This is a genomic window from Ligilactobacillus pobuzihii E100301 = KCTC 13174 (assembly GCF_000349725.1).
In the GTDB taxonomy this organism is placed as follows: Bacteria; Bacillota; Bacilli; order Lactobacillales; family Lactobacillaceae; genus Ligilactobacillus; species Ligilactobacillus pobuzihii.
Map to the genome: position 1 here is coordinate 88,243 of NZ_KB714698.1, position 15,421 is coordinate 103,663.

Genomic DNA, 15,421 nt, shown 5'->3' on the forward strand with positions numbered 1-15,421 from the left:
AAAAATCGATCCGGTCATTACTTAACAATCCCCCGATACCTTTACCAATACCTTGGACAGCGTCAACATGAAAATGAATATTCGGATGCCCTTGCAAAACCTCAGCGATCTCAGCTAAAGGTTGGATCGACCCAACTTCGTTATTTATTGCCATTACCGAAACCAAGATCGTATCAGAGCGCAATGAAGCTTTAACATCTTCAGCATTCACACGACCACTTTCATCAACGGGTAAATATGTTACTTCAAAGCCTAATTTTTCAAGTTGTTTCATTGAATTAAGGACTGCAGGATGTTCGATCGCAGAAGTAATTATATGTTTACCAAACTCCTGCTTGGCAAAAGCTGTACCCTTGATGACCCAATTATCTCCTTCAGTTCCACCGCTGGTAAAGAAGATCTCATGTGATTTACACCCCAGTAATTCAGCGATTTGCTTACGGGATTGTTCTAACAAGTTGTCAGCTGTTTCGCCCAAAGCATGGAGTGAAGAAGGGTTCCCCCATATTTTTTCACTAACTGTTTTGTAAGTATCTAAAACCTCTGGTGCCACTTTAGTTGTAGCACTGTTATCAAAATAAATCATAGTACATCCTTCTCTAATTAAATTTTCTTACTAATTGTAATCATTCGCGTTTAGGTTTACAAGTTTATTTTTCAGAATAAAACAAAGCGCCGTAATATTTACGTACGCTTTGCCTATCACTTACAATTTATATTATAACGTAAATGCTTGTTTATCTGACTCAAATTGCTCCGAAATACGTTTGAATGAACCAGGTTCCACTGTATCAACTGCTTGGGAAATTGTATCCAATGAACCCACATAATTAAATTCTTTTTTAAATTGAACTAATGCTTGCTGATAGGCCTGTTCGACTTCTGGATAACGATTACGGTACCGATTAGAATACTGTAATAACTGTTCAGCTAATATTGAACTATCTTTGATCTCTTCAGTCTTATTATTTAAAACATCCAAATCAGACTGCGTATTGATCATGTTCCTCGTAATTTCAGACATATCAATTTTTACCTTATTGATCGCGGTATCGAGATCTTCTATTTCATCACTAACTTTAAAGAAATAGGATAAGTAATCTTCAGCCAAGCCAGGTAAGTTAAGTTTTTCAATTTCGCGCTTCATCCGATGGATCTCAGTATCGAAATTCTCAATAGCATCAAAAGCGTCCTTTTCTTCTTTCCATAAACCAGAAATACTTTCGTTGATCTGCTTTTGTTCCTCTTCAATTTCTACTAAACTCTGCTGATCTTTTTCTAATTGTGCAACAGAAGTAGAAGAATGAACATCCTTTTCATTTTCCTTATCTTGCTTCAATTGTTCAAACCGTTGTTTGACATCTGTCAAAATTTTTTCCAAATTTGCTGCACGTTCTTCTTCGTCGTTATTAAATGTATAATTCTGTCCTAGTCGATCAAGTTCAATATTAAGTTCATTTTGTTGCTGACGAGCATGTTCAACAAATTCGCCCATTTCCTGTAATTTAGCGTTGATTTTTGTAGCAGCAGTATATTCAACTTCAATTTGTTCATAAATATAATCAATTTCATTAGCAATTTGTTCGTCTAATTCCTTAGCTGCTAACCAATCTAGATCTGCTAAATTTTGTTCATTTTCCTGACACTCTTTATAGATCACTTCTAACTTAGCATTCAAATCTTCGTTGAACGCTAAGTGCGAGTCTTTCATCCACTTTAAACCATCTTTTAGTTCCGATAACTGTTTGGGAAAAACGTTATTTAAGTTTTTAAATAATGGTGGAATCTCTTCCACAGCATTTTCTAAGTCCGTCATATCATTTTCTAATTTATTAAGTGGTTCTTCTGAACTAACAAAATCACCATTTTCAAAATATTCGGTATATTTGCTAAAATCATCTTCAATATCAGCAGACTTTTCTTCTAACTTATCGATACTAGGGCCAAACGAAAAATTCTTATTCAGCAAAGTCGTACGTAACTCCTGATACTTTTGTTGCAACTGTTTTAAAGTATCCTCATGTTTCTTCGTACTCTCTTTTATCGCAGCCAATTTTGTTTTCAACTCATTATGACGCTGTTGTGTCCCTGTTGATTTTTTTTGCACACTTTTAAGCTCACGCGATACCCTGAAATACTGATAATGATGTAGTGCATCAGTTAAATCATTTAAGAGTTCCGACAATTCAGGTAGTTCTCTATTTTTCAAATAATGATAGCCTTTATCCAAGGTTTCAAATTCTGTCAAACTTTCACCAGATAAATTAAGTTGACTGATCTCAGCTAACTTTTCCTCTAATGAATCATTTGCAATTTTTTCTACATTATTTTTTTCTTCACTGATTGCTTCACTATAGCTACGTTGGAAATATAGTATAGCAAGATAGACGATCACTGCAATAACAACGACCGCGATTAAAAAGACTACCATGAAACCCCATCCTTTGTATCACTTTCATATTTTCTAGCTCACTAAATTGTACTACTCGATTACCTAGACAATATAGTTGCTATCCGAATAAATTCAGTTTAAAATCTGTTTTGATTATACCATAAGAAAGATGGTTAATATACGATTTTAACGGAGGAAATTGATTTGAATCGATCTTTATTAGTACAACAACTCGACGCTTTATTAACAGATGAACATAATTTTATTGCAAATTTAGCAAATGCTAGTGCGTTATTATACAACGAAATACATGATATAAACTGGGGTGGCTTTTATCTTTACGATGAATCGACTGATTCGCTTGAATTAGGGCCTTTCCAAGGAAAAGTTGCCTGTATGCACATCAAACCCGGAAGTGGTGTCTGCGGCACAGCATTTGAAACACAAACGATTCAACGGATCGCCAACGTCCATAAATTTCCCGGACATATCGCCTGCGATTCTGCCAGTAATTCAGAAATAGTTCTTCCACTAACAAAAGGTGCAAAAAAAATCGGTGTACTAGACATTGATTCTCCATCACCAGAGCGTTTTAGTGAATCTGACCAAAAAGAATTAACTGATTTCGTAAATGTTTTATTGGAACATCTCTAAACTAAAATGTGTGTTTTTATCATTAAATCATGCTTTCAATTGACTTTTACACAAAAAACTGATAAGCTAGCTCTCGTGTAAAATAATGCAGCAGTGAATGGTAAGAACGTCAACAGTTTATTGCCAGTACTTGGTCTAGTCAGTAACTCTTCGGCTGCAAGAGCGAAAGCCCAAAATGAACTGCACGAATACTAAATTCACACGGATTATTTTACTCCAAAACAATTTATTGGAGGAATTTTAATATGCGTTATACAGGTCCATCATGGAAAGTTTCACGCCGTTTAGGTGTTTCACTTTCTGGTACAGGTAAAGAATTAGCTCGTCGTCCATATGCTCCAGGTCAACACGGTCAAAACAACCGTCGTAAACTTTCTGAATATGGTCTTCAATTACAAGAAAAGCAGAAGCTCCGTTTGACATATGGTTTGTCAGAACGTCAATTCTACAACTTGTTCTTGAAAGCTGGTAAGATCCGTGAAGGTAAACATGGTGATAACTTCATGATCTTACTTGAACGTCGTTTGGACAACGTTGTTTACCGTTTAGGTTTAGCAACTACACGTCGTCAGGCTCGTCAACTTGTTAACCATGGTCATATCACTGTCGATGGTAAACGTCTTGACATCCCTTCATACGAAGTAAAACCTGGCCAAGTTATTTCTTTACGTGAACGTTCAATGAACTTGCAAGTTGTTAAAGATGCTTTAGAAGCAGTTGTTGGTCGTCCAGCATTTGTATCATTCGATGATAACAAAATGGAAGGCTCACTTGTACGCTTGCCAGAACGTGACGAACTCGATGCAAATATCGATGAAGCTCTAATCGTTGAATACTATAACCAACTTGGTTAATTTTAGCATTATTAAAAGCTCGCTATGCGGGCTTTTTTTATACTTCTTTTTAAATTTGTATTATACAATAATTATTCCTGTAAAATCACAAGGTAGTTGCTGATATACTAGCCAAATCAAGTTTTGTCTATTACAATATAGTAAATTAACTACTGTCAATGTTAGGAGAATGTACCGTGAAGCCCTTAGCTTATCGGATGAGACCACAAAAAATCGAAGATATCGTTGGACAACAACATTTAGTGGGACCAGGAAAAATAATCGATCGCATGGTACAAGCACGCCTTTTATCTTCCATGATCCTTTATGGGCCCCCAGGCACTGGCAAAACTAGCATTGCCAGTGCCATCGCTGGGTCTACAAAATACGCTTTTAGGACACTGAACGCCGCCACAGATTCTAAAAAAGATTTGGAAGTAGTCGCACAAGAAGCAAAAATGAGTGGTACTGTGGTTTTAATGTTAGATGAGATCCATCGTTTAACTAAACCAAAACAAGATTTTTTACTTCCCCATTTAGAAAAAGGTAGCATTATTTTAATTGGCGCTACTACTGAAAATCCCTATATATCGATCAGTCCTGCGATCCGTAGTCGAACTCAAATTTATGAAGTTAAACCACTCACTGCTAGTGACATTAAACAGGCGATCAACAATGCGCTGGCCGATTCAACAAATGGATTAGGAAAAATGGATATTGACTTAACTTCAGCTGCTATGTCTCATTTAACTCAAGCAACATACGGAGATTTACGTAGTACTTTAAATGCTCTAGAATTAGCTGCTAAATCAACAGCTCCTGACCCAAACGATAATAAGATCCATCTTGACCTATCAGTTATTGAAGAATGTCTACAAAAAAAAGCATTGGTCCAAGATAAAAATGGCGACGCTCACTATGATGTGATATCAGCTTTTCAAAAATCGATCCGCGGTTCAGACAGCGATGCAGCACTCCACTACCTGGCTCGTCTCTTAGAAGCTGGTGACCTCATATCTGTTAATCGACGTTTACTGACGATCGCATACGAAGATATTGGCTTAGCTAACCCTGCAGCAGCCGCAAGAACAGTCTCAGCGATCACGGCTGCTGAAAAAATCGGATTACCTGAAGCACGCATTCCATTAGCAAATGCGGTGATCGAATTATGCATTTCGCCAAAATCTAACTCCGCCATCAGTGCGATCGATGCTGCAATCGAGGACGTCAGACAGGGCAATTATGGTGATGTCCCCGATACGCTTAAGGATGCTCATTATCAGGGAGCTAAAGAGCTTGGCCATGGGACTGATTATAAATTCCCCCATGATTTTCCACATGACTGGGTCAGACAAAACTACTTGCCAAGTAAACTAAAGAACAAACAGTATTATCACCCTAAGGAAAATGGGCGGATCGAAACAGCCTTCAAACAGCAATATGAGCTATTACGTAAGGCACAAAAATAGCTAAAAACGTTGTATGTGATCGCAACGTTTATATTTGGTAAAAAATTCAGTTGGGAAAAAGTTGGGGAATGAAATTGCGCAAGAATACGCTTTATGTTAATATAATTACAGGTTCTGTGGTATACGCGTTGCTTTATAACGTAAGGTTGACCGAACAATTATCAATACAATTGTTGTTCAAATGCTTGCGGTCTGGCATACTCATTTCACTTGAGTCCCACAAACAAGCAAAGAACGACATTCCTGCTTTATCGCGGGTTCAACTACCAAAGCGATTAACGGTATCGACGGAATACGCAAATTTTTTTGCAACGGTCTGGTTATCCCGGACCGTTTTTTTAGGTTTTTAACTACTCTATTCATTCCTAGTAGTTAAACATAAAAAAAACAAAACAACATTCATTTAAAGGAGTTTATCATGGATCTTGCAATTTCTATCTTGTTAATTGTTTTAGCAGTGATCGTATCAGTACTTGGTACATACTTATTCTTACATCGCAATCACTCTTTTTTGATTTTTCACCCAGAAAAACACCGTGGATTGCGCTTATTTTGTACATTTTTTGGGATATTCATGTTATTTTGTGCTGTTTTAACTGTGATTGTGATTTTCTTTGACCCAACCTGGCTATTGGTGACTGTTATTTTTCTTGATGTATTATCTACTTTCAGCGTCCCTTTTGTTTTATGGGGCTATACTTTGTGATTTTAACTTGATTTAAGCGATTTCTCTTCCATTTTCTTTATAAAATAGTTAAAATATAGTTGAAGGTCAAGAAAGGGTGAGTATCATGTTACAAACATATCAGAATATCTTAGTACCAGTCGATGGTTCTTACGAAGCCGAATTAGCATTTAAAAAAGCCGTTAGTGTCGCTAAAAGAAACGGTGAAAACAGTTCTATTCATTTAGTACATGTTGTTGATACTCGTGCATTCCAAAACATTTCTAGTTTTGACACTGCTATGGTAGAAGAGGTTACTGCTACAGCTAAAAAAACAATTGAAGGATACATTAAGGAAGCTAAAGAAAGCGGTATAAAAAATGTGGATTATTCAATTGAATACGGTGCCCCCAAAGTCGTCATTGCTAAAGACTTACCGCAAGAAAAAGATATCGATTTGATCATGATCGGTGCAACAGGTCTAAACGCAGTTGAACGGGTCCTAGTTGGGTCCGTAACTGAATATGTAACTAGGAATTCAAAGTGTGACGTCTTAGTCGTACGTACTGATTTAGAAAACAAACCTGCCTTAAGTAAAGAACAACGTGCTGCACAAGAGAATGATTAGTCCCCAATAAAAAGCTGTTTAGACTAGAGTCCCTTATCTGGGAGGATCATAGCTAAACAGCTTTTTTGTTATTAAACTTTATTAGTATTTATCCTGGCAATTTTCCAGATGATCATTCACTAACCCTGCTGCCTGCATATAAGAATACACGATCGTTGGACCCATAAATTGAAAGCCCATCTTTTTTAAATCACGTGAAACTTTTTGCGATAATGCTGTCTGCGAAGGGACTTGTTCTGGATGACGCCAATGATTAACGACTGGTTGATATGAAACATAAGACCATAACAAATCATTCAAACTTTGCCCCTTTCGGTGTGATCGCACTGTGACTCTTGCATTATTAATAATAGCATTGATTTTTCGTCGATTACGAATAATAGCAGAATTTTTCTCAATCGAACTGATTTCAGTACTACTTAAGTTAACGATTTTTTCTGGTACAAAATTACAAAAAGCCGATTGAAAAGCTGCTCTTTTATCAAGAACTATTTGCCAGCTTAACCCCGCTTGCATTAATTCAAGACTCATCAACTCAAATAGTAGGCGTTCTTCATGGGTCTCTTTTCCCCATTCAGTTGCATGATAAACTTGCATATTGTTTTTAGCTTCAAAAGCCCAACTACATTTTGGCATCTAACTACCTCCAATTTTTTCTAAAGTAAATACGAAAAAAATTGACTTTTTGACTACTAAACATTTAAAAAATAACTTTTTTAACGATTCTTTATTTTATATTTCAAGAACCGGAACTCCATCTAAAACCGTGTCTAGCATTTGTTCAGCCATATCTTTAAATTTGTCTTCCCGATGTGTTTCATGAAACAAGTAAATGTCTAAGGCTGTTAAAAATAATAAAGTTTGCTGGCATGGTTTTTGTGGTATTTCAAACTCGGCTAGTGATTGGTACCCTGCTATGAAACTTTGCCGCATTTTTTTATCTTTGACTTCTGAAAAGAAAAACTTGATAAAATCCTCATATTGACACCCCACATGCGCCCTTTCAAAATCTATCAAGATATACTGACTTTGATAATACATAATATTACGGATACTAAAATCGCCGTGCAAAACAACTTTTTTTATCTTGGAATATTCCCTGTCAGCTGCGGGTAAATCTTTTTCGATCGATTTAAGCACATCGCTAGCTTTTTTACGGTGTGTCTCATCCTTTAGCGCTGCTAGCTTAAATTTAATCTGTTGTGCTAAAGTATCCTTTGTTTCTGGAACGATCGCCTTATCGGAAACATTGTTATGAAACTCAGCTAAAAGTCGACCATAGATATACACACGTTGCTCGTTTAATTCGTCTCCTTCGATTTCTTTTAATTGTCGATCCTTTAAAACTACTACGTAATTTTCATCAAATATAACTGTACCTATAAAAATATCTGGACAATACGCTTGATCGACGTGTTGTTCCGCATAAAACATTTCTTTATTTTTAAATATCTTTACAAATAAGTTCGTTTCATAATAATAACTGTAACCAGCCAAATGTTGATTTCCTGCAACATCATGGATCTTTTTCAATTCTGCATTATAATAATCATTTAAAAATTCTATCAAAACATTCTCCATGTACTGGCCTCCTATGCATACCGCTATTTTAAGTTTACGTTAAATAATTAAGCGCTGCAAGAATTACCTTTTTCTTGTTTAACCTTCAGCAATATTTTCCCGTTGATCACAAATATCTGTACAGTTTGTTCCATTTTTACCAATAGTTTAGAATTTCTTGTGAATTTTCATTGCACATTCAATATTTTAAGTGTAAATTATTGAAGGTACTTAAAAATTTTCAGAAAATTATTTTTTAAGTTGAGTTTCTGTCACTACATATTTAGTTTCAATATTAATTAAGTAAAAAAAGGGAGTGAAAGTATAGTGGAAGAAAATACTAAAAAATACATCAGCTGGCCCGTTCTTGCTATGATGGCTTTCGTAACCGTGATTGGCTTTGAAGACATTATGTATAACTTTAAAAATCAGGGAATGGGCGTTATTACTTCATGGATCATCATGATGTTTTTATATGTGATCCCGTATGCTTTAATGGTTGGACAGTTAGGCTCTGTCTTTAATGATGAAGGTGGTGGCCTAAGTTCTTGGATTCGTGGTACTAATGGCGAATTTCTCGGCTATTTCACAGCATGGACATATTGGGCAGCATCGATCCCTTATGTGGTCGATTCAGCCCAATCAGTAATCGTTGGGTTTGGCTGGGCCTTCACTGGTAGTTCTGATTTTCAGAGTAACATGCCAAATTCAACTTTTACATTACTAACTTTTATTGTTTTCATTATCTTCATTTTCGTGCAACGTCACTTAGCAAACTCAATGGAAATATTATCCACAATTGGTGGTTTTGCAATGTTTGCTATGACCGTCTTATTCGTTTTCATGTCAATCGTTGGCTTGATCAAATCTGGTGGACATATGGCAACACAGCCAATGAACATTAAAACCCTGCTGCCAAAATTCGATTTAAAATATTTAACTACCATCGGTCTTTTAATTTATGCTGTTAATGGTGCTGAACTTGTAGCGCCCTATGTTACACAGATGAAAAAACCTAAGGTAGAATTTCCCAAGGCCATGATAACTTTAGCTTTAATGACGACTTTTTTAACGATCTTCGGCTCATTTTCTTTAGGGATATTTTTTGATGCAAATAATTTACCAAATGATTTAAAAATGAACGGTGATTATTATGCCTTTCAAGCTTTAGGCCAACAATACGGTGTCGGTAACTTATTCATGTATATTTACGCCTGGACATCGGTGATTTATATGTGTGCCTTATTAGCCGTTTTGCTCGATGCTATGACCAGAATGTTGATTTCTGATACTGGTAAAGAATACATGCCAGCATTTTTACGTAAGAAAAACACAGATGGATTACCTATTAATGGTTACATTTTAACTTGTACATTATCTGGATTCATCATGTTATTAGGTATTTTCTTACCCGAAATGAATGATATTTTCAACTGGCTACTTAACCTAAATGGTATTATTTCGCCAGGTGTTACTTGCTGGATTTTCTATGCATTTATGCGGATCCGTAAAAATCCAGAAAAATATCCTTCGGAATATATCTTTATTAAAAATGATAAAGTTGCATATATCGTTGGTTTGTTGCTTCTACTCGTTACAGGCGCGGCCACGTTATTAGGTATCGCGCCCCAAGACGTGGAAATATATAGTGGTACGTGGTGGTACGAGCTTGTTATCAATATCGTAGCGATCTTCTTTTTGATCGGTTTAGGCACATTGCTACCGTTGATCAGGAAACGTGAAGAAGAATATGGAATCGCATTTGACAAAAAACAATGGGTGATCATGATCACTACAACTATATTCGCTGTTGTAGTAATGGTTTGGTTAGGTGGTACTGACCTAAATACTAAGGTCGCCTTGGTCGTGGCAGTTGCTGTATTTTCTATCTTATTTCTATGGCTTATTGGCCATAGAAAACCGATAACGCTCAATATAAAAAAATAATTTGACTAGCTAATACCTCCTGATGGAACACTGACATAACTAGCTGTGCGATTCTAAAAGGGCCGTCGATCTATCCCATTAAATTGGGGTAGATCGGCGGCCATTAAACGTGTTCCAAAACATCTTTATCTTTTGTCTCACCCTTGTTTCTATAGCATTTATTTCATTAACGATCTCCTTAATACATTTTTAAATCAAAAATAAAGCCCCAAAGTTAAACCTTCAGAGCTTTAGTATACTTTATTTAGTTCTATTCTGTCGTAAATTCCACTTCACCGAAAACATCATCTAAGCTGTCTTCAACTAATTGATAGACATACAAGTTTTCAGTACCGTCTTCTTGGCCTGGCAAATAAAAATCATAATCGACAGCTGGCTTAAATCCAAAGTCTGTAGGATCGATTTCATCAAACTGTTGCCAAATAATAAAGCGATAACCAGACTCTAAAGCACGCTTTTTCAACTCATTCATCAATGGTGTCAATTCATCGTCGATCTGCCGAATTGGCCCCACCATTAAACAAACAATATCATTAAGCGTAATTTCATGTAAGCTTGCCGTACCTGTCAATTGATTATTTTCTTCTTCAACTACCTCTAAAATTGGAAGATAATTCTTATCCTGACGTAACTTTGCTGCTTCTTGTCCTAAATGCTTCTTTGAGTCGTCCAATGTCTCTAGCAAATTATCTACAACTGCACGATCTGCTGGTTGGATTCCTCTGATTTCCATATTTGTTTTGCCCACTTTCCTATTTACTCAGTAATTCTAACATGTTCGGTGACTTTTCTAAAGAAATATCGCTGATCAGGTAAATCTTTAGGAATTTGAAAGATTTATTGTTAAATACTATATCAAAACACTTATTAATTTTATTTTTAAAGCCAAAATAAAAAGCTCTAAGTCTTGATATACCAACACTTAGAGCATATATATCAAAATTAACCCACAGACCCTTCCATCTGATAATTGATCAAACGATTCAATTCAACTGCATATTCCATGGGCAATTCCTTGGTAAATGGTTCGACAAATCCCATAATGATCATTTCAGTAGCTTTTTCTTCAGAAATACCTCGACTCATCAGGTAATAAAGCTGTTCCTCAGAGATTTTAGAAACTTTGGCTTCGTGTTCCATCGAGACATTACCATTTAAGATCTCATTGAATGGGATGGTGTCACTGGTCGATTTTTCATCCATAATGATCGTATCACACTCAACGTGGGCAAATGAACCATCACTAGGACGATCAAACCTGACCTCACCTCGATAGTCCACACTACCGCCATCTTTGCACAGTGACTTGGAAACGATCGAAGACGAAGTATTTTTAGCATGATGGATCATTCTTGCCCCTGTGTCAGAGCGAATATCTTTACCCGCAAATGCAATCGAAAGCATCGTCCCACGTGCACCTTGCCCGTCTAAGTACACACTAGGATATTTCATCGTCACTTTAGAACCTAAGTTACCATCGACCCACTCCATAGTCGAGTTTTCTAATGCTTGAGCACGTTTAGTTTCCAGACTATAAACATTATCTGACCAATTTTGAATCGTCGTATAACGACAATAAGCATTCGGTAAAACATTAACTTCAACGACAGCAGCGTGCAGACTATCTTGTGAATAGTTTGGTGCGGTACAACCTTCAACATAGTTAACACTGGCACCTTCATCCACAATAATCAAAGTCCGCTCAAATTGGCCTGAATTACCCGCATTGATCCGGAAATAACTTTGGATCGGTGTCGTAACTTTGACACCTTTTGGCACATAGATAAATGTCCCACCTGACCAGACAGCCGAATTTAAAGCTGCCAATTTGTTATCAGATGGTGGTACTAATTTGCCAAAATATTTCTTGACCAATTCTGGATATTTTTGTACCGCAGAATCAGTATCCATAAAGACGATCCCCGTTTTTTCAAACTGTTTTTGCATATTATGATACACAACTTCTGATTCATATTGAGCAGATGAACCCGCTAGATATTCTCGTTCAGCTTGGGGTACGCCTAACCGGTCGAAGGTCTTTTTGATATCTTCTGGCACATCGTTCCAACTACGAGCAACTTTATCTGAATCTCGTCTAAAGTAGTTGATTTTGTCTAGATCGATACCAGACAGATCTGGTCCAAATTTTGGCATCGGTAATTTTTTATAGATCTCGTATGACTTCAAGCGGAAGTCAAGCATCCACTGTGGTTCGTTTTTAGCAGCGGAAATCTCACGAACGATTTCTTCCGTTAAACCTTCGCCAGTCGTATAAATCGGTTCAATATCATCTTTAAAACCATATTTATACTCCCCACCTACCTCAGGTACTGTATTAGTCATTGCTCTCACTCTCCTCTATTGCTTGATATGCGGCTTTCCAAGCTAAAGTCGCACATTTGATCCGAGCTGGAAATTGCGCCACACTTTGTAAAATCGACGCTTCTCCTAATAGTTTGGTTTGATCTGGGACATCTTTTCCCATGACCATGTCAGAAAAACCTAAAACCATTTGTTCAACTTCTGCAATAGTTTTGCCTTTGATCTGATCAGTCATCATCGAAGCCGAAGCCTGTGAGATCGTACAACCAGTACCTGTATAGGCCGCATCGATCACAGTTTTATCTGCTATTTTTAACTGGATCGTTAAAACGTCACCACAAGTGGGATTACGTAATTCCACTTCATGATCAGCCCGGTCTAATTCATGATTATTATGCGGATGTTTGGCATGATCCATAATCACTTGTCGATATAAATTACTTAATTTAGAAAGAGCCATTCAAAAAGAACTCCTTTGCATCTAAAACTGCTCTGATCAACAGATCAGCATCTGTCTGAGTATTATACAAATAAAAACTAGCTCGCGCTGTAGCACTCACACCCAAATATTTCATCAAAGGTTGAGCACAATGATGACCTGCTCTAACAGCTACACCATCCATATCTAAAGCACTAGCTAAATCATGCGGGTGGACGCCAGTCAAATTAAAAGAAAGCACCCCTGTTCGTTGCCGCGGGTCTTTTGGACCATATATTTCAATACCTTGGATAGCGGTAAGTTGTGGCAAAACATACTCAACCAATCGCCTTTCATGTTTCATAATTTTATCTAGTCCGATTTCATTTAAATAATCGATCGCTGCACCCAGACCGATCACACCAGCGATATTTTGTGTCCCACCTTCAAATTTATACGGTGGTGCTTTAAAATCTGTCTGATATAAACCGACATTTGAAATCATTTCCCCGCCAAATTCTAAGGGCGGCATTTCATTAAGTAATTCTTTTTTTCCCCATAAAATGCCGCACCCTGTTGGGCCTAACATTTTATGTCCTGAAAAAGCATAAAAATCAACATCTAATTCTTTTACATCAACTGGCATATGAGGTACCGCCTGGGCACCATCAACGACCATGATGGCACCATGCTGATGAGCTAATCGTGTGACCTGTTTGATCGGGTTGATCACACCCAAAACATTTGAAGCATGGCACAAAGAAACGATAGCTGTTTTATCAGTGATTACCTGTTGAGCATTCTTTAAATCAAGTTGTCCGTCAACAGTCAATCCAATATACTTTAACTTGGCACCAGTTTGTAATGCTAATTGTTGCCAAGGAACTAAATTACTATGATGTTCCATGTAAGAAACTACGATCTCATCACCCGCATGCAGGTGAGTACGTCCATAACTAGCTGCAATCCAATTCAATGCCTCCGTCGTTCCTTTGGTATACACTACCTCTTGTGGGTTATTAGCTCCAATGAAGTCGGCAACTTTTTGTCTGACTCCTTCAAATTGTTCAGTTGCTCGTTGTGCAAGTGTATGCACGCCACGATGAACATTTGCGTTGTCATGCTCGTAGTAGTTTCTGATAGCATCTAGGACCTGTCGCGGCTTTTGGGTAGTAGCCGCATTGTCTAAGTACACTAACTTTTCATCATTCACGATCTCTTGCAAAATTGGAAAGTCATTTAACAAATTATTCATCTTGTTGTCCATTGACTAACTTCCTCTCGATCATATCTGCTAGGATCTGTCGTACTTCTTTTGAAGGTAATGCAGATAAGACTGGCCCTAAAAAGCCACGGATAACTAAACGTTCAGCTGTCTTTTTATCCAACCCACGGCTCATCAAATAATACATCTTTTGTTCATCAACACGTCCGACACTAGCAGCATGTCCAGCAACCACATCATTGTCATCGATCAACAAAATCGGGTTAGCATCACCACGTGCTTTAGTCGAAAGCATCAGCACCCGACTTTCTTGCTGGGCTTCCGCACCACGCGCCCCGTGTACGATATGCCCGATCCCGTTAAAAATCAAGCTAGAACGTGCCAAGATCACACCGTGTTGCAAGATATTACCTAAAGAGTGTTTACCATAATTAGTAACTCGGGTATCGATTCCTTGGACCTGATCACCAGTGGAAATTGCCACGACTTTAACTTCAGCATGTGAACCTTCACCCACTAACTCGGAATCGAAATCACCCACAATATTGCAATCATTCATCATGCCCATTGACCAGTCGATCCGTGCATTACGTTTAAGATACCCCCGCCGATTCAAATAAGCAGTGGTGTTTTCGCCTAAACGATCAACGCTGGCAAATTTAATATGGCTATCAGGTTCTGCAATCACCTCTTCAATAATATTTGCAGGACTAGCTTTGCTACCTATGGTTCCAGTGTTTTCCAAATAGGATAATTCACTGCCCGAATCCGCGATCAACAACAAATGGTGAACGTAGTCTTGTGGCACACGTGCATCCTGAAAGAAATAAGAAGTCAATGGTTGTTTTAAGACTACGTTCTTGGGTACATAAATCAATAATCCACTTGTCAAATGAGCAACATGTTCAGCATTTAGACGATTTTCAGTCGGTTTTGTAGCTTCAGTCATAAAATACTTTTTGATCAGCTCAGGGTGTTGTTGTAAAGCAGTTTGCCAATCACAAATGATCACACCTTTTTCTTTAAATTCGGCCGGTAATTCATGTTGAATAATTTTGGAACCAACTTGCACCACATTGGCTTGTATTGTTGCAAGCTCTTCATTATTTAATTCATGATCTCCAATTGACAATTTACGCGTTACATTGATCGGCCAAGAATGATATTTGATTTTCTGGAAATTTGGCAAAGCAAGATCTGCTACTTCCTGATGGGCTTCATATCGCATTTTAGTAAACCATTCGGGTTCATTTGTCAGTTGGGCATACTTTTTTATATCTTGAGCAGTTTGTGTTTGAACTGTCATTTA

General features: G+C 37.4%; 15 protein-coding genes. 6 read left to right on the forward strand and 9 right to left on the reverse strand.

Annotation, left to right across the window (positions count from 1 at the left end):
- A partial coding sequence (locus LACPOB_RS12495) for a cysteine desulfurase family protein (protein WP_017868327.1) occupies positions 1-586 on the reverse strand: 586 nt, incomplete at its 3' end.
- 132 nt (positions 587-718) lie between these two features.
- Entirely contained in the window at positions 719-2,431 is a 1,713-nt protein-coding gene (locus LACPOB_RS0108050) for a septation ring formation regulator EzrA (protein ID WP_017868328.1), read from the reverse strand.
- A gap of 165 nt (positions 2,432-2,596) precedes the next feature.
- Here LACPOB_RS0108050 and msrC point away from each other — a divergent pair, with 165 nt between their 5' ends.
- The 5 genes from msrC to LACPOB_RS0108075 all read left to right on the forward strand — a co-directional run bounded on the left by msrC (position 2,597) and on the right by LACPOB_RS0108075 (position 6,640).
- On the forward strand, positions 2,597-3,046 hold the full coding sequence (gene msrC / locus LACPOB_RS0108055) for a free L-methionine (R)-S-oxide reductase MsrC (protein ID WP_017868329.1): 450 nt from the start codon (positions 2,597-2,599) through the stop codon (positions 3,044-3,046).
- A 245-nt stretch (positions 3,047-3,291) separates the two neighbouring features.
- A complete protein-coding gene (gene rpsD, locus LACPOB_RS0108060) occupies positions 3,292-3,900 on the forward strand; it encodes a 30S ribosomal protein S4 (protein WP_017868330.1) in 609 nt (202 codons plus the stop codon).
- A gap of 176 nt (positions 3,901-4,076) precedes the next feature.
- On the forward strand, positions 4,077-5,348 hold the full coding sequence (locus LACPOB_RS0108065; RefSeq protein ID WP_017868331.1) for a replication-associated recombination protein A: 1,272 nt from the start codon (positions 4,077-4,079) through the stop codon (positions 5,346-5,348).
- Between the two features lie 418 nt (positions 5,349-5,766).
- Positions 5,767-6,054, forward strand: coding sequence for a hypothetical protein (locus LACPOB_RS0108070; RefSeq protein WP_017868332.1), 288 nt, complete (start codon positions 5,767-5,769; stop codon positions 6,052-6,054).
- A gap of 85 nt (positions 6,055-6,139) precedes the next feature.
- Positions 6,140-6,640 carry a universal stress protein gene (locus LACPOB_RS0108075; RefSeq protein ID WP_017868333.1) on the forward strand — a complete coding sequence of 167 codons (501 nt, stop codon included), beginning with the start codon at positions 6,140-6,142 and terminating at the stop codon, positions 6,638-6,640.
- 81 nt (positions 6,641-6,721) lie between these two features.
- Here LACPOB_RS0108075 and LACPOB_RS0108080 read toward each other — a convergent pair whose 3' ends face one another.
- The gene (locus LACPOB_RS0108080; RefSeq protein ID WP_017868334.1) at positions 6,722-7,276 is read right to left on the reverse strand and encodes a DNA-3-methyladenine glycosylase I; all 555 of its coding nucleotides are present in this window, start codon (positions 7,274-7,276) and stop codon (positions 6,722-6,724) included.
- A gap of 96 nt (positions 7,277-7,372) precedes the next feature.
- Positions 7,373-8,221, reverse strand: a complete 849-nt coding sequence (locus tag LACPOB_RS0108085; protein WP_017868335.1) for a phosphotransferase — start codon at positions 8,219-8,221, stop codon at positions 7,373-7,375.
- A gap of 351 nt (positions 8,222-8,572) precedes the next feature.
- Here LACPOB_RS0108085 and LACPOB_RS0108090 point away from each other — a divergent pair, with 351 nt between their 5' ends.
- Positions 8,573-10,147 carry an amino acid permease gene (locus LACPOB_RS0108090; protein WP_051056381.1) on the forward strand — a complete coding sequence of 525 codons (1,575 nt, stop codon included), beginning with the start codon at positions 8,573-8,575 and terminating at the stop codon, positions 10,145-10,147.
- A gap of 250 nt (positions 10,148-10,397) precedes the next feature.
- Here the strand turns inward: LACPOB_RS0108090 and LACPOB_RS0108095 are convergent, their stop codons facing one another.
- From LACPOB_RS0108095 to sufD, 5 genes are all read right to left on the reverse strand, one after another.
- Complete coding sequence (locus LACPOB_RS0108095; RefSeq protein ID WP_017868337.1) at positions 10,398-10,880, reverse strand: GNAT family N-acetyltransferase; 483 nt, start codon at positions 10,878-10,880, stop codon at positions 10,398-10,400.
- 209 nt (positions 10,881-11,089) lie between these two features.
- A complete protein-coding gene (gene sufB, locus LACPOB_RS0108100) occupies positions 11,090-12,490 on the reverse strand; it encodes a Fe-S cluster assembly protein SufB (RefSeq protein WP_017868338.1) in 1,401 nt (466 codons plus the stop codon).
- A complete protein-coding gene (gene sufU, locus LACPOB_RS0108105) occupies positions 12,483-12,929 on the reverse strand; it encodes a Fe-S cluster assembly sulfur transfer protein SufU (protein WP_017868339.1) in 447 nt (148 codons plus the stop codon). Before sufU ends, sufB begins: the two co-directional genes overlap by 8 nt.
- On the reverse strand, positions 12,916-14,154 hold the full coding sequence (locus tag LACPOB_RS0108110) for a cysteine desulfurase (RefSeq protein WP_017868340.1): 1,239 nt from the start codon (positions 14,152-14,154) through the stop codon (positions 12,916-12,918). Before LACPOB_RS0108110 ends, sufU begins: the two co-directional genes overlap by 14 nt.
- Positions 14,135-15,418, reverse strand: a complete 1,284-nt coding sequence (sufD, locus tag LACPOB_RS0108115) for a Fe-S cluster assembly protein SufD (RefSeq protein ID WP_017868341.1) — start codon at positions 15,416-15,418, stop codon at positions 14,135-14,137. Before sufD ends, LACPOB_RS0108110 begins: the two co-directional genes overlap by 20 nt.
- Positions 15,419-15,421 lie beyond the last annotated feature (3 nt).

What these genes read in the sequence shown, in the direction of transcription:
- sufD (WP_017868341.1), bottom strand. Translation starts at nt 15,418, where the DNA reads ATGACAGTTCAAACACAAACTGCTCAAGATATAAAAAAGTATGCCCAA.
- LACPOB_RS0108090 (WP_051056381.1), top strand. Translation starts at nt 8,573, where the DNA reads ATGATGGCTTTCGTAACCGTGATTGGCTTTGAAGACATTATGTATAAC.
- LACPOB_RS0108110 (WP_017868340.1), bottom strand. Translation starts at nt 14,154, where the DNA reads ATGGACAACAAGATGAATAATTTGTTAAATGACTTTCCAATTTTGCAA.
- LACPOB_RS0108075 (WP_017868333.1), top strand. Translation starts at nt 6,140, where the DNA reads ATGTTACAAACATATCAGAATATCTTAGTACCAGTCGATGGTTCTTAC.
- LACPOB_RS0108050 (WP_017868328.1), bottom strand. Translation starts at nt 2,431, where the DNA reads ATGGTAGTCTTTTTAATCGCGGTCGTTGTTATTGCAGTGATCGTCTAT.
- LACPOB_RS0108080 (WP_017868334.1), bottom strand. Translation starts at nt 7,276, where the DNA reads ATGCCAAAATGTAGTTGGGCTTTTGAAGCTAAAAACAATATGCAAGTT.
- LACPOB_RS0108070 (WP_017868332.1), top strand. Translation starts at nt 5,767, where the DNA reads ATGGATCTTGCAATTTCTATCTTGTTAATTGTTTTAGCAGTGATCGTA.
- sufB (WP_017868338.1), bottom strand. Translation starts at nt 12,490, where the DNA reads ATGACTAATACAGTACCTGAGGTAGGTGGGGAGTATAAATATGGTTTT.
- sufU (WP_017868339.1), bottom strand. Translation starts at nt 12,929, where the DNA reads ATGGCTCTTTCTAAATTAAGTAATTTATATCGACAAGTGATTATGGAT.
- LACPOB_RS0108095 (WP_017868337.1), bottom strand. Translation starts at nt 10,880, where the DNA reads ATGGAAATCAGAGGAATCCAACCAGCAGATCGTGCAGTTGTAGATAAT.
- rpsD (WP_017868330.1), top strand. Translation starts at nt 3,292, where the DNA reads ATGCGTTATACAGGTCCATCATGGAAAGTTTCACGCCGTTTAGGTGTT.
- LACPOB_RS0108085 (WP_017868335.1), bottom strand. Translation starts at nt 8,221, where the DNA reads ATGGAGAATGTTTTGATAGAATTTTTAAATGATTATTATAATGCAGAA.